The organism is Rossellomorea sp. NS-SX7, assembly GCF_052828565.1.
This window is the reverse complement of the sequence record NZ_CM128249.1, coordinates 1,072,442-1,092,179: the sequence shown is the minus strand read 5'-3', so window position 1 is coordinate 1,092,179 and position 19,738 is coordinate 1,072,442. Positions and strand designations below refer to the sequence as shown.

Sequence of the window (19,738 nt, the reverse complement as noted above, 5' to 3'; positions counted from 1 at the left end):
TATACATCCGTTACGGGCTTCTCTCATTATCGCAATATCATTTTCTACTCGACTATTTGTATTCCATAATCCTCAAACCATACATGAATCTGCCCAAGATGAGCAAGAAGCTGCGGGCCTGTCATCAACTGCCCGTACCAAGGAACCTGGAACGCCGCTCCACCCGTTTTGACGATTTCCTTTAACTTTTGTTCGTTAAACAATTCGTACAGTACACTGGATTTATTTTCTAAAATTTCATTCAACCAGTCACTCACTAATTTTGTATAGACAGGGTGATGTGTTTTGGGATATGGGCTTTTCTTTCGGTAAAGGACTTCATTAGGCAAAATTCCTTCCAATGCTTTCCTGAGGATTCCCTTTTCCCTATTTTGATGCATTTTCATTTCCCACGGTATATTCCATACGTACTCTACCAATCTGTGATCGGCGAATGGAACCCGTACTTCGAGGCTCGCCCCCATACTCATCCGGTCTTTACGGTCCAGTAACGTCGTCATGAACCAGATTAAATTCAGATAGAATAATTGCCTCCTTTTCGTTTCCACTTCATTTTCTCCGTCCAATAAAGGCGTTTCAGCCACCGTTTTATCATATTGATAAAGTACATACTCCTGAAGGTTCAACTTTTTGTTCCAGTCATCCTTTAACAGCCCCTGCCTTTCGGCAACCGATCGCATCCACGGGAAGCCTCTGCGGTTAAAGTCATCCTCACGGTGGAACCACGGATAGCCCCCGAATATCTCATCCGCACACTCACCTGAAAGTCCGACGGTAAAATCTTTTTTGATTTCCTTACAGAACCATAACAGTGATGAGTCGACGTCTGCCATACCGGGCAGGTCCCTTACATGAACTGCTTCAATCAGATAGTTCTTCAGTACTTCCTGACTGATGACACAGCGATGGTGAATGGTATTGAATTCATTGGACATTTTTTCAATCCAAGGCGCATCGGAATTCGGCTGGAAATCACTCTTGGTAAAATACTGATCATTTTCTTCATAATCGATTGAATAGGTATGAAGATTCCCCTTACCTTCGTCGCGGTAAGTATTGGCAGCGATCGCAGTAATGGCACTTGAGTCCACTCCACCTGATAGAAATGTACAAAGGGGAACGTCTGATACAAGCTGGCGTTTAATGGCATCTGATAACAGGAATCTCACATTGGCGACGGTTTCCACAAACGACTCTTTATGCTGCTCACTCTTCACATTCCAGTATCTCCATATTTTCAACCCATCCTTCGAAAAAGTCAGTGCATGGGCAGGCCGCAGTTCCTTCATATCTTTGAATACACCTTCACCCGGTGTCCGGGAAGGTCCAAGGCCCAATACTTCCGCCAATCCCTGATGCGTCACTTGTGCTTTACTATCAGGATGAGCAAGCAAAGCCTTGATTTCAGAGCCAAACACGAGGCCCCCATCTTTTTCAAAATAAAATAAAGGCTTTACGCCCATTCGATCCCTTCCGATGAACACTTGCTCCTTTTGACTATCCCAAACGGCAAATGCAAAAATCCCATTTAAATGATTTACACATTCTTCACGCCATTCAATATAGGATGTCAAAAGCACTTCCGTATCTGAATGCCCTTTGAATGAGTACCCTTTCCCTTTTAACACGGCACGTAAATCCTCAGTATTATATAACTCGCCATTATAACAGATCGTATACGTCTGTTCCTGATGAGTGATGCTCATCGGCTGTCTTCCACCTTCTGGATCCACTACGATCAGACGTTTATGACCAAATGCCGCATGTTGATCAACCCATGTATTCGTTTCATCCGGACCCCTTTTAGACAGTGTCTCTGCCATTTTCTCCACTAATTTTTCCTGGTTTGAAAGATTTCGTTTATAATGTATCCAACCTGTAATTCCGCACATTGTGATCATCCTCACTTTCTGGTCAATCAAACTGGGCTCTCTGACACATAGATTATCTTATGCAATTCAAGATAAATGGTTAATTGCCTCACTCATTCTTTACATGAATGAAATATGATAATTATGATAAGAAATGTAGTTAAGGAGGGATATTCATTTGAGTAACATTTACCGATCAAACATCCTAAAATCCCAAAAGAGAGCATTTTCAGAAGGAACCGTCCTTTTTGATGAAGACATATGGCTTTTTTTTGAAATAGATGCAGATGAAGAATCAGAATTGGAATTTTATATCAATCACGAAATCAGGCTTTTCAGGGAAGATACGTGGATCACCGGTGTACTTCTGGAAAACGGGGTTATCGCCACTCCATATGAACGAATAAGAATGAATGATGGAGACAGGATCCAAATTAAGAAGAACATTCTCTTTTCTTTGGAAAACCTGATTGATGACATTTCCGATGATGCTTTCCTTCAATTTATATCTACCTTAAACAATTTAAACTATTCACTATATGATTGTATATTCTGTCACAATCATCTTGTTTTCCTGGGCAGCCAGAAAATGAAACAGGGCGTAAATTTTATCAACTTTGATAATGGTGAGGAAGTATGTGCAGTCCAGCATCACTTTACTTACTACAAAAAGAAGCGGGACCGCTTCGAATTTACTCTCAGTACGGGGAAACGGATCGTAATCGAGAACTTCAATATGTGACATGATGGTGTCCGTGAGGTGGCGGATGGCTTTATATGATCCGCCATTATTTACAAACAAAGCAAATTTTCGTGCTATCAAATTCTGCATGCAATAAATCGTTTTAAATAAAAAATCGCGCTTCACGACCGGCATCCGCGAAGCACGATTTTTTTATTTATCTGTATTGCCCTGTCATTGTCCCCTGAAGTGCAACTAAATTATATTCCCTTAAAAACTCATCCATCCTGCTGGAATCCATCGGTTTTTCAATGAGGAAACCTTGTGCATAATCACACCCCAGTTGTTTGAGCAGCTTCAGCTGATTCGGTGTTTCGACTCCCTCAGCCACCACTTTCAGGTTCAACCCCTGTCCCATCATTGATACGGATTGTACAATTGCAATATCCGGGGAATGATCATTCATATTGCGTATAAAAGACCTGTCAATTTTTAAAATATCGATCGGTAAGAGTTTCAGGTAGCTTAACGATGAATAACCTGTACCAAAGTCATCGATCGCGAGTCTCACTCCCAACTCCGAGAGCGCCTTCATGACCTGAACCGAATACGATGCATTATGTAGCATGATGGTTTCTGTCAGTTCCAGGCAGAGGTACTTCGCAGGCAGCCCCGAAACCCTTAAAGCTTCCTTAACATCACTTATAAATGAGGGATGCTGGAATTGAATGGCTGATACATTTACAGAAATATAGAAATCTCCAAGCTGTTTATCCAGCCATGTTTTCAGCTGCTCACACGCCTGGATCAGCACCCATCTCCCCACTTCCTGAATCAATCCGGTTTCTTCCGCCAGCGGGATGAATTCCCCCGGAGAAATAAGCCCCATCTCTTCATGCTGCCATCTAAGGAGTGCTTCACACCCGATCATCGACTCATTCGGAACTTCAATGATCGGCTGATAGGCGATGTATAATTCATTCTTTGCAACGGCTTTACGCAAGTGAGATTCCATTTCCACTTTACGCATTGTTTCCTCATTCATATCCCTAGAGAAGTAGACAGCATTGTCCCCCCCTCTGGCTTTTGCGTAATTTAAAGCGGCATCCGCATTGCGCAGTACTTCTGAGGATTTTTCACCATCCCTTGGGTATATTCCTACTCCTATACTTACGGTCATGTAGAATTCCTTCCCCTCATACGAAAAAGGTTCCCTGATAACCTTTAAAATAGCGTCAGTCAACGAAGAGATGCTTTCCTCATTCACGTTTTTCGATAAAAGAACAGTGAATGTATCCCCACTGAACCTGCCAAGGTACGCACCTTTGGGAAGTGTTTCCGCCAGACGCTGGGCAAGCTCTTTAATGATGAGGTCGCCTGCTCTGTGCCCGAGCGTATCATTGATGATTTTAAAGCGGTCGATATCCATGAAAAGTACCGCTAACTCCCGTTTTTTCTTTTTTGCCCGATGAGTATGTTCATCGATAATCTCCCTGAACTTTTGCTTGTTTGGTAAATCAGTATCTCCATCATAATATGCCAGCTGGGTAATCTTCTTTTCCGACTGTCTCTGCTCGGTGACGTCCTTCCCAATTCCAAATATACCTACACACTGACCATTTACCGTAATCGGTATATTTTTAATTTGGAAGTAATTGATTTTTCCATCCTTAGTGGCAATGGGAAGATCATAATACTGTTCCCTGCCGTCCATTGCACGATAAAAATGTCTCCTTACCCTTTGTTGATCCTGCTGCATGATATAATTCAATGCATTTTTACCGATGAGCTCTTTTTCATTGTAACCGAATGTTTTGATGAACGAAGGATTCAGTGAAGTGAAACGCCCCCTCAAATCGGTACTGTAAACAAAATCCGTATTGTTATCAAAAAGAGAACGATAATACTCTTCGGATATTTCAATATTTTGAGTAAGTTCTTTGATATCGGTGGAAGCAGTATTGATCAAATTTGTCAAAGACATCATCGCATTTGCTTCAGGAGCCAGCTGGAAATCTGTCTTAAAATCACCAAGAGGTTCCCTGACCTCTTCCGAAATCCCTATGTAGGTCAACGAATGGGCCAGGAGTTTGGGTTTCTTATTGTAATCATAACCAAACTCACCATAGGAGAAAAAGCCGTTTACACTTGCAATGGAATTCAATTTAGAAAGCTCTTGATTGGTAAAATCCCGAATATATCTTTTTCTTGCAACACAATTGTACACAAAATGGGACTCCACCGGACGCCGCTTTAGCTTGTTCAATTGCTTGGTGGTGGATTGCAGCAAATCCTGGACATTTACAAAGCCGAAGCTCACCATGTCCCCCTCGCTTAACTCCCTGCTTACTTCAATTGCACCGTGCGGCAAGATGTTAATAACATAAACAGCTGTTTTTTCGTTTCCCCGTTGATATAGAAACGGGAATTCAATGGAAGAGTCCGGCAGTTCTTTGACGAAAGCTTTTCCTAAATACCTTTCCAGCAGCTGAAGAGGTTTCTTATGATTTATTTCATAAATCATGTTCCCTTCCGATTTCGTGATTTCAAACGAGGGACCGACCTCCTGCCAATGTTCCAGCGCATACGTATGAACGTGTAAATCAGAATGATTCAAAGAAACGGCTGCCAATCCGTTACGGGTAATTCTATCGTTTGTGAATACAAATGAAGGCCGCACTTCCGGATCATCGGCACATACTCCCCCAACAATTTTGAATTCATCATTGTCCTTTGTCATCCCCTCGAGGATATCCGCTATATTCAATTTTAGATGACTGACAAAAAGAATCACTGCTTTTGTATCAAACCGGATCAGTTCGTTATACTGTCGTTCACCGGCATCAGGAGGGTTAAGGTCTGCTGCATCAAGCAGAATAGCATTGACCTCAGTCTTATCAAAAGCTGTAAAAGAAAGGACGATCTCGGAAGTGAGACATCCCTCAAATATTTGACTATTTGAACTGCAGCCGATAAGCGTTGCCTGGGGTAATAAATCACTTACTTCTTTTTGAAGCGAAGTGATGAACGTAATGGAAGAATGACCGACGAAGGCTTGAATGAGGAGAGAAGGAAATAGATGTAAATCATTCTCTTGAATAAACTGCTTTAAGGAGTTTTCGTCTTTGTATATGTACTGAAAGGACGTAATCATATTCCACACCTACTCTTAAAAGACATGATACTACAAAAATACCACAATTCGACAGTTTTGGATATTTATTTTTTATTCTTTGATCATGCCGCATCTGGTTTCCATGAAAGACTTCGCTTTCCACGGATAGTCAGTAAGCCTCTTCGGTCATACCTCATTAAAACCACACCAATAAAAAAAGCCTGCTGAAAGCAGACTCTTTTTCAAAACAGTATTAAAATCCGAGCGGCAGCTGGAATCCTAAGACGAGTACGATGATGAGGGCAATGATCAACTGAATCCAGAACATTTTCGTGCTTTTCCCTTTTTTCATGCGTACAAGGATCATTTCAAACATACCGATGACCCAAATCCCCACCAATGCCTTTATACCATACAGGGCAGGATTGATGCCTTGGTGTTTCCAGAACAATAATGCCCCTGTCAGGATGATGAGCAGATAGAACAGACGAAGAATCATCTGAACTACTTTCATGCCTTTCGCTTTGCCGGCATTATGTAATCTTACGGCTACGAAGAAAAGAATAATCGCGATCGCCCAGGTTGTAATATGGGCATGTGTGTTATCAAACATAGTGAACCTCCCACAGCAAGATTGTTTACGCTCATAATATATTACCACATCCCAATCAGCAACAGAAATGTAACCTCTCACTGTAACTGATTTGTCAAAATTCCAATACCCTCGACTTCAATATCTACCCTGTCTCCTGCTTTTAAGAAGCGGGGCGGATTAAAGCCTTTTCCAACACCGGCAGGAGTACCTGTCGCAATGATATCTCCCGGTTCGAGGGTCATCCCTTTCGATAGAATTGAAATGATATCAGGGATTTTAAATATCATCAGGTCCGTGCTTGAAGACTGGCGGACCTCCCCGTTGACACTTGTCCGGATATCGAGTTTGTGAGGATCCCCGACTTCATCTTTTGTCACGATATAGGGACCGATCGGGCAAGAGGAGTCCAAGCTCTTTCCAATGAAAAATTGGCCATGTTTTTTCTGCAGGTCCCGTGCTGTAAGGTCATTTACAATCGTGAATCCAAAAACATGATTCATTGCTTCATCAGGCTTGATGGCCTTACCTTTTTTGCCGATCACGACTGCAAGTTCCCCTTCGTAATCCAGCTCATCCGTCACACCCTCATGTACAGGGACCATTTGTTTGTGTCCGGTCACCGTTTGAGTCGCTTTAGTGAATATCATGATATGTTCAGGGATGTCTTTTTCACTGCCCATTTCAATGGCATGTTCCCGGTAGTTCTTGCCTACACACATGATATTTCTTTTAACAGAGGGTATCGGGGGCAGCCATTCGATTTCGTCCATAGAATGGCTATGATCACCGGTAGCACCCTCGCGTTGGGCACGCTTTAGAAGCTCGGCTGCCATTGGAAGGAACCCCTCACCGCTTTCGATGGCTTCCTGCACACCCGGCGGAAAATCTTCACCATAGACTTTCGATAAACTTACAAGATCAATCACATGTTCTCCTAGCGCAATCCCATATGTTTCTTTTCCATTCACATTAAAACTCGTCAGTTTCATCCGCCTTCCATCCCCTTCACTCAATCAATTAGATTCGTAAATTACCGTTCTCCCTTTTTCGCCACAGCACTTCGCCCATAACTGAGTACGCGCCAAAGCTTTTCCACAGGTCCATACTTAAATTTAGACAGCCAGATTTCAGAAAGGAGCATCTGGATGGCAAAGATGCCGACGGCTAAATACGTTCCTGTGGTCAAGGTCACTTCCCCATAAAGGCCAAATCCGTAAGAATAAAAAATCAATGTACCGATAATGGACTGCAAAAGATAATTCGTCATTGACATCCTTCCTGCTGATGCAAGGGGCTTGGTCCACTTTTTCATTTTTTTATTCTCTAATAATAAAGCCAGGATTACAGCATAAGATACTGATAAGAAAGGACCTCCCAAATAATCCTGTATGTAAGAATACGCAACATTCGTTTCTATCAGCAGAGGAAGCATCTTTATGCCTATGCTTGTGATGAACAGCCCTGCTCCAAGCAGCATCCAGCTCCTTTTATGCATTGCTGCTTTTTCAAGCAGTTTCAACTTTCCTGCTCCTGCCCCGATCATCATGACCGGCAGGATGGAAAGGGCAAGAAAAGGGAGATTCCCAGGTGAATTCACCGCAGACCAATCACTGAAACGCTGCTGCATGACGTCAGTGAAGCTGCCGGAACCATATGCTGCGACAGAATCCTGGACTGCACCTATATTCGTATAATGTGCAACACCTGCAGGATCTGAAAATGTCATCAATACTAATAAAATACTAAAAAACAATTGAGGCAATAGAAGCAGCAGACTTCCGAGCATCAACAGTCTTTTACCTGATAATCTCATAAACAATAACAGGAGGAGCCCGAAGACCGCATAATTCATCAGTATGTCCCCTGACCAAATCAAGAAAGCATGTATGGCGCCGATGCAAAGCAATATCAGCAATCTTTTAATTCCAAACGAATAAAAAGGCATTCCCTTATTGTGAGCCCGCTCTTGTTGAATTGACAGCCCGTAACCGAACATCATTGCAAACAAGGGGTAGAAGCTTGCCTGCACGAAAACATCGATCCAGGGATAAAGGGCAGCATCACCAGGTGTTTTCCACCAGGAATACGGATCCATATATAGAAACGGCGAATGAAAAGAAATCATATTAATGATGAATATTCCCATAAGGGAAATACCCCGTATAACATCCAAACTGACGATTCTTTCCGAGTGTTCAATCGGTGATAATGTATTCATTCATTTTTCCTCCAGCATATAGGTCTCTTTCATTGTACATGACAACGGCTATTTAGGCGATTATCACTCATTTCATCCTTTCACATAGAATAACAATAATTAACTTAGTCTTAAAGGTGTGAGTTACAATGCCCGCAATCGTAGGAATAGCTCAAGTTGTCAGCGTTGGTTCCAGCGGCGTCTTTCATATCGGAGACGTGTTTACCATCAGTCCGATTTCAACTGCCAAAACCTTTGCTGGTGCCGGTTCTTTCATAACAGGTAAAGGGATTTCCGTCTATAACGAAAGTTCTTTGACATACACGGTGGACGATGAAGTCATGGACCAAGGTATAAACTTTAATTTATGAGGGTGATGCCATATGAATTATTACCTTCAGCAAACCATTCAAATCCGTTTTATTAAAATAGGGGGAATGACGAATTCCTCTGTTCTTCAGATAGGTACTTGCGGTCAAATCAATTCGAACAGCTACCTTTACAATACAGGCGGGTTTACCGAACCTGCACCGGAAGCGAAGAAAAATGGAGGAGAAGGAGCACCCGGGGGCCCTACTGCATCTCCCCTTGTTCCTTTACAGACTCCCCGAGCATAATCCGCGGCGAAAGAAAGAGGTGTGAACATGAACCAATATTACTTGACGCCACAACAGCTCTATCAATACATCGAAAACCTGAATACGAAAATTGTCGCGCTGGAACAAAAGGTCAATAAACTTTCAGAAGAGCTCACCGCTGTCAAAGACTCACCAAAAATCAACGTTGAAAAAATCGAATATAAATTTGATCAACTTAAGGTTGAATCATTGGATGGAACCCTTAATATAGGACTGAATCCAGGGGGTCTCAATGAAGAAATCGAAGACATTGCCGTTGCCCCCAACGGAAAGAAAAAGTCGGTAAAGGATTTAACCCCGTATCGCGAAAAGATTACAGAAGAAGTGGCTGCATACATTCAAGATGAGCTTCCGGTGCTGATTTCGGATAATGAGGTTCAGCTTCAGCGTTCCATAGACACCTCCTATCACGAAATGATTCAACAGGATCTCCTGAATCAAATGCCGCAGCGGATTGAATTTTACATGAGTAATATTCCGTTTGTAGAAGGAAAGCACACAGAGGAAGAATGGATGCAAAAAATCATTTCTAAAATAAAACAAGATATTCATTCTGCACTATTTTCATTCATGTCACAAATGCCAGATAATATGAAAGGAATGAATAATGATGAATCTGCAAGTGATTAACAGGGAATTATCTGTCGGCAATATTGAAATCGCAGGTGTAGCCAGTGCCTCCCTGGTACTGATTGGGGATGCTGATGTCATCCAGCTTGCATCAGCCTTTGACACACCCCCTGAATCGTTATTGATCGGTCCCTTCGTCCCTCTCACTCCGAAGGGTTAATGGTTTTATGTTTAAAAGATATTCTATCGTGAATGAACTGTCGGGCATCACTCTCTCCTTCTCTTCCGTTTATCAGCTTGGGGACTCTCAATCCATTTTTTCTACAACAAAAGCATTCGCTGTTCAGCGCGAAAAAGAGTTCTTCCTGGGCAGTGAAGGACACTTTGATGCTGACGTATTCAATATAGACATCGAACTGCCGCCGATTAAACGTGGAATTTCTGTCAGCCGATTGAATCTTTCACCCATAAAGGTCAACTGCATGGATATAAGGGCAACGGCTTTCTCCTCTATTGTTCACATAGGAAATACGTGCGATGTTTACATGAGTTCAAGGGTTAAAAACATCCGTCAACTCGAAGGAGATATTGAATATGGAGAAGAAGAAATCGAAAAAATAGAAGAGGTGGAAATTCCTGCAGCGGAAGAAGGGGAAGTGATTGAGTTCGTTGAGTTCGAAGATTAAAATGAATGAACGCTCTCATCTTTATCACATAGATTAACAGTGTAGACTACAAATGAAGGATGTTTTATATGCCAGCGATCATAGGTCCGGTTTCCATTTTAAGTGTCGGCGGAGGAAATGTTCAATTTGGAGATACTGCCATCATCTCCCCGAAATCCGCCTCAAAAACGTTTGGCGGTTCAGGTGGATTCAATACAGGTCCATTCCAGTTGAGCTATAATGTCTTCAGCATCACCAACACATTTGATTGCAATGTTGTAGATCAGCCGATTACGGGAAATAATTAAGAAAGCAAAAAGTCAAATGGAGGGCTTTTTGCTTTTTGTTTTGCATGCTTTCAAGTACCCCTGCCCCTGTTCACCTCGAACAAGCGGCTCTGTTCAAGAATCAGCGCTTCCCCTTCCTTAGCTCATTGCTCTTTTTCGTTTTGACTAATTTGGTTGACGGCTGTTTCCGTATCCATTTAATGAATTTGCTTATCTTTTCATCTCTCCTTAAGTCATCGATGGTATTCAGCCTCGCTGCTAGTTCTTCATTTGTATATAGTGAGTGGATCTGTTTATGACATGGAATACATAATTCAGCGGTAGGCATGAAAGCACCGCCGACTTCTTTCGGAGTCAGATGATGGACCGTTGTAGCAACCTCTTGCCGCGCACAAAGCTCACATGTTCCCATAGCTTTATTGTTCATTTATCATCAGTTCCCTGTACTGTATTTTATTCTATCATTCCCTCATGCAGCTCAATTAAAAAGCCGCTTCTAAGATGTTTCCATCCTGAAGCGGCTTATTTCCTTACAATTCCAGTAAATGGCCTCCGTCAAAGAAATAGAGGTATTTTTCAGATACTGTCTCTTTCCAAATAGACTCCAAGGCTCTTGTGTAGAGCTCGATTTGGACTTTATAGCGGTTTTCGAGTATTTCTTTGGCCTCTTCAAACCCATTTTTATACCGGTCATGAATACCGTCTGTTTTATAATCTAAAAGTACCAGTCCCTTCTCATCCCTGAAAACACAGTCGATGACACCTTGAACAAGAATCGTTTCTTCAACCGCTTCGTCGCCTGTTTCTGAAATTTCTCTTAAGGGCACACTCATGCTGAATGGAATTTCCCTTTGTATATCCTTCGCGTTTACCATCCGCTTACCTAGCTCACTATCAAAGAAGCCAAGGATATTCAGGACGGAAATGGAGGTTCTCTGTTCTTCTGTCAGGATCTCTTTTCTGACAAGGTCTTCTAGCAGGGCAGAGACCGTCTGCTCGGTAGGCTTGCCTTTTGAAAAGGATATATGCTGCATGACAGTATGCATGGCCGTCCCTTTCTCAGCCGGGGACAGTTCCTTACTCTGCATGAATGAAGGTCGATTATATACGGGCTTCTGCTGGCGTCTGAGCAATTCTACACTAGAAGATTCATCCCTTATTTCATACATTCTCTTCAATTCCGAGACCGACTGTTTTGAACGCAGATTGGCAGCCCTCATATTTGGATACTTCCATAATAAACGTTCAAACACCTCTTCTTTATAGGGTGACTCAGCGTTCATTTCTTTTCCGTCTTTTACATTTTCTCTCCAGCCGTCAGTTCGATTATCGGAAGTTTCCTCTTCCTCCATCAGTTCTGACTTGTGGATCTTCGTTACATTCCAGCAGGATGGGTGATGATAGATTTCATCGTTACTTCCGATTCCTCCAAGCGCCCCTTCATGCAGTTCTTCACAGTGGGGATGACGGATGAGTGAAGGTCCAATCCAATCAAGGTAGGAAACAGCACCTGCACGGTCAAAATCAGGCAGCAGCCACTCACTTTCATTCATCGTTCCTTTCCATTTCTTCACTGATTTTTCGAAGCTTTTGACGGTACCGATTAGAAAAAGCTTCTCTTTTGCACGAGTAAGCGCAACGTATAATACCCTCATTTCCTCCGAGATGGCTTCCATACGCTTTTTCCGCTTGAATGCAAGCTGCGGAAGGGAAGGGTAGCTTATCCTTTTCTCCGGATCGGTAAACTTGCTTGCAAGCCCCAAGTCTTTATCCAATAAGTACGAAGCATTCAGGTCCATCAGGTTGAACTGTTTTGACGTACCGGCAACAAATACAACCGGAAATTCCAATCCTTTACTCGAATGGATCGTCATTAACCGCACAACATCCTCCTGCTCACTCAGCGCCCTTGCTACACCTAAATCATCCCCCCGTTCTCTCATACGGTCAATGAACCGCAGGAAACGGAATAATCCCCTGAAAGTAGTCGATTCATATTGACGGGCCCTGTCATAAAGTGCACGGAGATTCGCCTGCCGCTGTTTGCCTCCCGCCATTCCGCCGACGTAATCATAGAACCGTGTATCACGGTATAACTGCCAGATCAGTTCTGTGACTGACCCTTGACGAGCTCTAGTTCTCCATCGGTCAAGCTGATATAGAAATAACTTCACCTTTTCAAATGTCTCTTCCTCGTCTGGTCTTGAAGGCTTCTGTGCAGCGAACTTCTTCAATGCCTCATAATAGCTGCCTGCTTTCGAATGTATACGTATACTCGCTAACCCTTCTTCATCCAGCCCTGCAATCGGAGAGCGGAGAACCGAGGCAAGTGGGATATCCTGATAAGGGTTGTCGATTACTTTGAGGAGAGACAACATAATTGAAATTTCTGTTGCATCGAAATAGCCCGTGGACAAGTTCGCATAAATCGGGATCCCGTGCCGTTTGAACTCTTCCATGATTTCTGCTGCCCATGGCATGGAGCGAAGCAGTATCACGATGTCTTTGTATTGAACCGGCCGTTCTGTCTTTGTTTTTGCATCAAAAACAGGGGTTCTTTCTTCAATCATCGCTTTTACTTTCTGAGCCATATATCTTGCTTCCAGAACAGACTTTTCAATATCTTCTTCATCAAAAACGGAAAGTTCCTCTTCATCTGAGGATGGAGTTTTTTCAACTGCTTCCTGATCGATCAGGGCTACCTCGACCGGGTACTCCAAGTCTTCAGGATACGGTGCACCCTTCACTAGTTCAGCTTCCTTGTTGTACTCCATTTCTCCGACTGATATGCCCATGATCTGTTTGAATAGAAAATTTGTACCCTCCAGTACTTCTTTACGGCTTCGGAAGTTTTGGGACAAGTCAATCTTCAAACCCGATTCACCAGGCTCAGGCAGGAAACGGTTATACTTTGTCAAGAATAGATTAGGCTCTGCCAAACGGAAGCGGTAGATGGACTGTTTAACATCCCCTACCATGAACCGATTCCCTGTCTTCTCCTCTTCCCCTGTGATAAGGAGCAGTATGGATTCCTGCACCATATTCGTATCCTGGTACTCGTCCACCAGCACTTCTTTAAATGAATGTTTGTATTGCAGGGCGGCTTCGGACGGAATAAGCTCATCACCTTGAGCCGGCTCCCTAAGAATATCAAGACAGAAATGCTCCAGGTCGGCAAAATCCACGAGCCCCTTTTCTTCCTTGACGGCTTTGAAACGGCGTCCAAATTCAATGACGAGTTCTGCAAGGGTATGAATGGACTCTCTCATATTTTTCATATCCGCCAAGAATGATTGGGGCCTTCTCATGAAAAATTCTTCCTTGAGCTTCTCAAGCATCTTCTTTCCCTGATCCCGGAATTTCTTGGCCTCATCTGCAAGTTCTTTATCGAAGTCGTCCCCCCTGCACGGCTTTAATTTAGTGAAGTGAAGGCTCTGCATTCCCTCGTACAGAGTATTCCAAGATATCTTTTGGGCCTGAAGCAGCCCATCGACAACCGAAAGATCATCCAGGAAGTTTTCTGCTCTTGGTGATGGCCCCCCCGGAACCTTCGTTAAATCAAGCGCCTTTTGGAACAAGGTTCTGGCACCTTGCAGCTGCAGATTGATATCGACTTTCAGAGGTTCCATAAATGAAAGGGCATCAATCTCTGACTCCTCACTGATGTCATACATCTGTTCTAGATCCTGCAGCCATTTTTCCGGGTTCGGGTGTGAACGGGAGAAATCATATAATTTTCGAATCATTTCCTGAAGGGCACCGTCACTGCGATCGTTTGTATAGGTATCCACCAGCCTGAAGAAAGCAGTATTTTCTTCTTTTCCGTACTCGTCTTCAAATAATTCATCAAGCACTTCGTCACGGATCAGATCACCCTCTGTATCATCTGCGATCCTGAACCCGGGGTCGATATCGATGAGATAATAGTATTTTCGGATCACTTCTAGACAGAAAGAGTGCAATGTCGATATCGAAGCACGGTTCAATAAGCTGAGCTGTTTTCTGAGATGTGTCGAGTGCGGATCTTCATCGATTGCTTTTTCAATCGCCTGACCAATACGGTGCCTCATTTCAGCAGCAGATGCATTTGTGAAAGTAACAACCAGGAGTTCATCGACATCCAGCCTGTCTTCTTCTGAAAGGATGCGCTGGATGATGCGTTCGACCAGCACGGCCGTCTTTCCGGATCCGGCAGCGGCTGCAACCAGGATATCCCGGCCTTTTGCCCAGATGGCTTTCCACTGATCATCAGTCCATGTGACATCTTCCGGTTTAACGGGAATGGAACAATTACTCATTTTCATTGACCTCCTCTCTTACTTTTGCAAGCAGATCGTCTGCTTTTGCCGTTCCCAGGACCCTGTAGTCATTTTCTTCGAGTGACTGATCGAATTGACATACAGGACGGTAAGAACAGAATTGGCATGGAGTCCTGTCCTTCAGTTTATAAGGTGTAATATCAACGGCACCCGAAACAATTCGATTGCCTGCATTTTCATAAAGCTTTCTTACATGTTTTCGCATAAAATAAAAATCTTCTTTCGTAGCAGCCTTGGATCTTGATGAAAGAGTTCCGTCCTTTTTAATTCCCGCAGAAATGATATCCGAACTACCCGTATCGAGTGTCCGGTCCATCAAACGGATGATGTCCGCATCCCCCAGAACGAGCCCCTTCATCTTGAAGCTTTTGAATATTTCATTCTCGATTTGATCAAGTGTCAAAACCTTTTTGCTGTTGATCATCGGATTATGAACATGGAAATACAATACTCCTGCAGGTTGTGCCTCTTTACCTACGAATTGTTTCGAGTGGGATAAGACGATATCCAAATACGTCAGCATTTGCAGCGCAAGTCCATAGTAAACCTCTGTCACATCAAGGTCCCTCGCGCTGGATTTATAATCGACGATGCGCAGATATACCCCATTTTCATCTTCAGCCTTGTCCACCCGGTCAATCCTGCCTTGAAGTTCCATCTTCGTACCGTTTTTCAATTGAAATTGAAATGGCGGCAGTTCGGCATTCGGTCCGAATCCAAGTTCGACCCCGACAGGCACAAATCCGCTCGCTTTTGCATGCTCACTCAGTATGAGACTGGCACGGCCGATGATCTGTTCAAGCTTCTTCGCTATATAATGAAGTCGGTTTGAGCTTAGGAGAATCTGATGCTGCAGCTTCGGTGCCAGCATCGCCACCGCATCCTTTGCTAATTGCATGCATTGAGCCTTGGTTAATCCTGCCCAGGTAAGACCATGTTTCTCCACCTCATCAGATATCCATTTCAATGCGGAGTGGAACATCTCCCCGATATCAGGGGCTTCAAGTTTAAACATTTCCCTCTCCCTGAGCTTCAAGCCATGGCTGGCGAAGTGCGAAAAAGGACAGCTGTTGAACAATTCCATCCTGGATACACTGGCCAGGATATTCTCACCGTAAAGGTCCCTGCTCGTTTCTTCTGTAAGACTTCCGGCTTTATTTTCATAGAATAAGCTTGATAAGATATGCTGCGCCTGCCACTTCCATTCAGGAGAAGAAGCATAGAAGTTATAAACATCCCACCAGAAGTCGTAAATCGGATACTCGCGTTTCTTTAATTGCAGCTGTGAAGTCAAGTGCGAAATCGTGACATTCGGATGGCATACATAATGAAGCTGCTCTTCTTCAGGCAGCTCCGAAGGTTCATTGATCAACAGTTTCGTTTCCGCCTCCGGATACATTTCTTTCAGCCTCTTTATATACGAAGATGCAAGAAGTGCTTTTCCTTCTTCATTTGCAATCGGGTAGCTGATATACAATCTTTCACTAGGTGTTGTAAATGCTTTATAGGCAACGAAGTCTTCATCAAGTAGTTTTGTCCGGTTTGTCGGTGCTATCTTAAAGCCTTTTAGAAGCATTGCCTCCCTATCTTCGTCTGACAATACACCTTCTTCACTCATTTTTGCAGGAAGAACACCGTCATTGACTCCGATCATAAAGGCTGCCTTAATATCTGCCAGCCTGGACTTCTCGAGATCAGCAATAATCACCTGATCTATTGCCGGCGGGACAAGCGAGAACTTCATCGATTCTATACCTGCATCCAGAATCGCAGTGAATTTCTTCATCGTGGTTTCTTCATCCCCAAGCATTTCTACGTACTGGTCCAATAGTTCAATGACCGCACTCCAGGCTTGATCATGCTCCCTGGCAGCCACCAGATCGCCACGCTCCTCAGCCTGAATTCTTAATCGTTCAAGCTTTGCTGGAATATCCAATTCTTCTAAATAAAGATAAAGTGTTTCACAAAACTCCCTCCCGGTACTCTGCTTCTTCAATCGTTTACCCAGACGGACGATTGGAGCCGAAATGAATAGCCGAAGTTCATTGATTTCATGCTCAAGCTCCCTTTCTCTGTCGGTTTGGGGAGAATCAACATGTTCCAAGCCCCTGAAACGGCGGTACTTCCAGCGCTCCTTACCCGTCCAGCGTTCTCCCTTGATACCGTATGCCAGAACATAATTTTCCAGGCGATCCATCTGCTCCCGCAGGTCAGCAGCATCCTTTTGGTAAGGAAATAGCAGATCCGTTTTCACAGCCCTGAATACTGGTTCATATCTCCAGTTGGAATTCATGATTTCAAGAGTGGAACGAATCAGTTCAATCAGAGGGTGGTTCAGCATCGTTCTCTTTTGGTCAAGGAAAAAAGGAATCTCGAAGTCTTGGAAAATCGTTTCTATTTTATCCCGGTAATCCTGACTATTGCGCACCAGTACAGCGATATCCTTGTATCTATATCCTTCAAGCCGGGCAAGCTTTCTGATTTCTCTTGCAATCCCTTCTATTTCGGCCCGTCGATTGGATGCTTCCAGAAATTGAATTGAATCCCGTGCATCCACCCCTGTATAGGGAACAGCAGGACGGTCCTCAAAATATTTCTCGATGTGCCGCATTGTGCTGCTCTTAAATCGGATCGGTTTGACGAATACTTCCTCTTCAACAGGCTGATGCGATCTCTTGCAGATGTCCTGAAGCGTATCATACGTTTCATTCGTCATCCTGAACAGACTCAGCTCATTAAATGAACCAAACTGCTGATCGGAATCCGCTGTCAGGGCAATCGTGACATTCCTGCTATGCTGGATCAGCTGTTCAATGATGAGATATTCCTGCGGTGTGAAACTGTGAAATCCGTCTATGTATATCTCGGCATCTTTAAGAAGCCCGGAGTTTTTCACATTGTCAGCCAGAAGCTGAAAATAATCCTCAGAGTCTATATATTTCCCCAGCAGTCTCTCTTCGAATTTCTCATAGATAAGTTCAAGGTCATGAAGTTTATCCTTTAATGCCTTTGACTGTGCCTTTTCCTGTTTGAATTCCTCCAGCTCCTGAGGCTTTATGCAATACCGCTTGAATTCTGTCAGCATGGCTTCCACATGGTCGATGAATCCCGGCTTTTCGGAAGCTTTTGAAAAGATATGCAAGTCGTCTTTATTCTCTTCTATGATCTTTCGAATCATCATATTCAAACCAACGCTGGATAAGTGATAACGGCTCATCCCCCCTGTTTCCTGGAGGATCTTCCAAGCCAGTCTCGTAAAACTGAAAACCTGGGCGCGTATCATCCCGTTCAATCCCGGGGTATTCACTAATTCGTACTCCGATATAAACGACATCTGGTCAGGTACCAGATAAATGATCGGGGCACCATTCGGCTGCCCGAGCAGCTTCTCTTTTATTTCAGACAGCATTCCATAACTCTTCCCGGTACCTGCCCGTCCCAGTATAAATCTGACTGCCATACTCTCACTCCTTTAGATATGTATCTCTATGTTAACCAATAGGTTTTCTGTTTTTTTGTATAGGTCCATTATAAACCATTCTACTTCTGAGCAAATCCATCCTGCCTGATTCTTGCTTGAAAATATTTGGGAGCTTCTGCATACAGTAAAGAAGGCAGGTGATTGAAACAATGCATGTATCCTATAAATTGATTTCTGTCTTACTGGTCAGCATGGGGATCATGGTCGCAAGTAACATTTATACATTCATACCGATCTACGGGGAGATTGCCGCTTCAATGGATATTCCTTCGAAATCAGTGGTGATAGCAGGAAGTGCATTTACGTTTTTCTACGCATGCGGATTATTAACATTCGCCAACATTGCCGACCGGTTCGGAAAACGAGAAATATTGATTCTGGGCATGCTGGCTTCTGCCATTTCAACTGCCTTGGTCATGTTCTCTTTCAGTTCTTTGAGTTTGTTCATCACCAGGGGACTGCAGGGTTTTTGCCTGGGGAGCTTTGCACCTGTGGCTTTCTCCTATACGTACGACCTGTTTGAAGATAAAAAACGGACACTTCTCCTCGCCATGATTAATTCTGGGTTTCTGTTCGCGGGCATTCTCGGGCAGTTACTCAGCGCAGGGATCACTCTGATCAGTCATTGGACGATAGTCTTTTTATTTTTTTCCATCATGTATTTCATCCTATTCCTCACAGGGAAAAGAATCCTGCCGCATACGGCTGTCCGATACAATGGAGATGAAATGCGCGCAGCTGCCGTCCTTTACAGACTGTTGCAAAACAAACAACTGCTCTTGCTCTATGGCATCGTGTTTACTCTTCTCTCTTCTTTTGTCTTCTATTATGACAGTTTGACACGATTTCTTCATGGGGAAGATGAACTTCTGTTGCAATCAAGACTTCTCGGCCTGCTGGGTGTGAGTTTATCTCTATTTACTGGCACACTGCTTGAAAAAATCGGAGCCTATAAAACATTATTTATGGGCATTGCCATTGCTGTGTCGTCCTTTGGCCTCTCTTTTATTTACCTTACTGTATCTGCCCCCCTACTTTTAATGATGTCTTCCATTCTATTTGTTTCTTCCATTTCCCTTTTGATCCCTACGGTCATCACCCTGATAGGAGATATCAGCAACGGGGACAGAAGTCAGGCACTCAGTCTTTACTCGTTCATTTTATTGGGAGGAACCAGCCTTGCCCCTCTTCTCGCAATGAAGGTAAGTTATGCTCAGGCACTGTTATTGCTGACGGGCTTCTTTATGGTGAATGTTGTAATCGGGGTCCGATTGGCTTTCAGTGGAAATGTTGAAATGAAGAGTGACTAATTATCGTA

Annotated in this window: 16 protein-coding genes; 8 read left to right on the top strand and 8 right to left on the bottom strand. The window is 43.5% G+C overall.

Going from position 1 to position 19,738, the window contains the following annotated elements; genetic code table 11:
• Nucleotides 1-44 precede the first annotated feature (44 nt).
• Nucleotides 45-1,901, bottom strand: coding sequence for an asparagine synthase (glutamine-hydrolyzing) (gene asnB, locus ACUXV2_RS05295; protein WP_446247003.1), 1,857 nt, complete (start codon nt 1,899-1,901; stop codon nt 45-47).
• 148 nt (nt 1,902-2,049) lie between these two features.
• On the opposite strand from asnB, the gene ACUXV2_RS05290 reads away from it, so the two are divergent.
• Nucleotides 2,050-2,613, top strand: a complete 564-nt coding sequence (locus tag ACUXV2_RS05290; RefSeq protein ID WP_446246003.1) for a DUF2777 family protein — start codon at nt 2,050-2,052, stop codon at nt 2,611-2,613.
• Nucleotides 2,614-2,770: 157 nt separating this feature from the next.
• On the opposite strand, the gene ACUXV2_RS05285 is transcribed toward ACUXV2_RS05290, so the two are convergent.
• The 4 genes from ACUXV2_RS05285 to ACUXV2_RS05270 form a co-directional block, all read right to left on the bottom strand.
• On the bottom strand, nt 2,771-5,707 hold the full coding sequence (locus ACUXV2_RS05285; protein ID WP_446246002.1) for a bifunctional diguanylate cyclase/phosphodiesterase: 2,937 nt from the start codon (nt 5,705-5,707) through the stop codon (nt 2,771-2,773).
• Nucleotides 5,708-5,921: 214 nt separating this feature from the next.
• A complete protein-coding gene (locus ACUXV2_RS05280) occupies nt 5,922-6,281 on the bottom strand; it encodes a YisL family protein (RefSeq protein ID WP_446246001.1) in 360 nt (119 codons plus the stop codon).
• 77 nt (nt 6,282-6,358) lie between these two features.
• Complete coding sequence (locus ACUXV2_RS05275; protein ID WP_446246000.1) at nt 6,359-7,252, bottom strand: fumarylacetoacetate hydrolase family protein; 894 nt, start codon at nt 7,250-7,252, stop codon at nt 6,359-6,361.
• A 41-nt stretch (nt 7,253-7,293) separates the two neighbouring features.
• On the bottom strand, nt 7,294-8,481 hold the full coding sequence (locus ACUXV2_RS05270) for a DUF418 domain-containing protein (protein ID WP_446245999.1): 1,188 nt from the start codon (nt 8,479-8,481) through the stop codon (nt 7,294-7,296).
• A gap of 128 nt (nt 8,482-8,609) precedes the next feature.
• Between ACUXV2_RS05270 and ACUXV2_RS05265 the strand changes: the two genes are divergently transcribed.
• From ACUXV2_RS05265 to ACUXV2_RS05240, 6 genes are all read left to right on the top strand, one after another.
• The gene (locus tag ACUXV2_RS05265; protein WP_172248996.1) at nt 8,610-8,831 is read left to right on the top strand and encodes a spore germination protein; all 222 of its coding nucleotides are present in this window, start codon (nt 8,610-8,612) and stop codon (nt 8,829-8,831) included.
• A gap of 12 nt (nt 8,832-8,843) precedes the next feature.
• The gene (locus tag ACUXV2_RS05260; protein WP_446245998.1) at nt 8,844-9,077 is read left to right on the top strand and encodes a spore germination protein GerPB; all 234 of its coding nucleotides are present in this window, start codon (nt 8,844-8,846) and stop codon (nt 9,075-9,077) included.
• Nucleotides 9,078-9,104: 27 nt separating this feature from the next.
• Nucleotides 9,105-9,728: a spore germination protein GerPC gene (gene gerPC, locus ACUXV2_RS05255; RefSeq protein WP_446245997.1), complete on the top strand. Its 624-nt coding sequence runs from the start codon at nt 9,105-9,107 to the stop codon at nt 9,726-9,728.
• Nucleotides 9,709-9,888 (top strand): spore gernimation protein GerPD, encoded by a 180-nt coding sequence (locus ACUXV2_RS05250; RefSeq protein ID WP_446245996.1) that lies wholly within the window; start codon nt 9,709-9,711, stop codon nt 9,886-9,888. The genes gerPC and ACUXV2_RS05250 overlap by 20 nt, the downstream gene beginning before the upstream one ends.
• Nucleotides 9,889-9,895: 7 nt before the next feature.
• Nucleotides 9,896-10,354, top strand: coding sequence for a spore germination protein GerPE (locus ACUXV2_RS05245; protein ID WP_446245995.1), 459 nt, complete (start codon nt 9,896-9,898; stop codon nt 10,352-10,354).
• A gap of 68 nt (nt 10,355-10,422) precedes the next feature.
• Nucleotides 10,423-10,641 (top strand): spore germination protein, encoded by a 219-nt coding sequence (locus ACUXV2_RS05240; protein ID WP_032089211.1) that lies wholly within the window; start codon nt 10,423-10,425, stop codon nt 10,639-10,641.
• Nucleotides 10,642-10,741: 100 nt separating this feature from the next.
• Here ACUXV2_RS05240 and ACUXV2_RS05235 read toward each other — a convergent pair whose 3' ends face one another.
• The 3 genes from ACUXV2_RS05235 to addB all read right to left on the bottom strand — a co-directional run bounded on the left by ACUXV2_RS05235 (nt 10,742) and on the right by addB (nt 18,399).
• A complete protein-coding gene (locus ACUXV2_RS05235; RefSeq protein WP_446245994.1) occupies nt 10,742-11,047 on the bottom strand; it encodes an HNH endonuclease in 306 nt (101 codons plus the stop codon).
• A 103-nt stretch (nt 11,048-11,150) separates the two neighbouring features.
• Entirely contained in the window at nt 11,151-14,918 is a 3,768-nt protein-coding gene (gene addA, locus ACUXV2_RS05230; RefSeq protein ID WP_446245993.1) for a helicase-exonuclease AddAB subunit AddA, read from the bottom strand.
• Nucleotides 14,911-18,399 carry a helicase-exonuclease AddAB subunit AddB gene (addB, locus tag ACUXV2_RS05225; RefSeq protein ID WP_446245992.1) on the bottom strand — a complete coding sequence of 1,163 codons (3,489 nt, stop codon included), beginning with the start codon at nt 18,397-18,399 and terminating at the stop codon, nt 14,911-14,913. The genes addA and addB overlap by 8 nt, the downstream gene beginning before the upstream one ends.
• 170 nt (nt 18,400-18,569) lie before the next feature.
• Here addB and ACUXV2_RS05220 point away from each other — a divergent pair, with 170 nt between their 5' ends.
• Nucleotides 18,570-19,730, top strand: a complete 1,161-nt coding sequence (locus ACUXV2_RS05220) for an MFS transporter (protein WP_446245991.1) — start codon at nt 18,570-18,572, stop codon at nt 19,728-19,730.
• Nucleotides 19,731-19,738 lie beyond the last annotated feature (8 nt).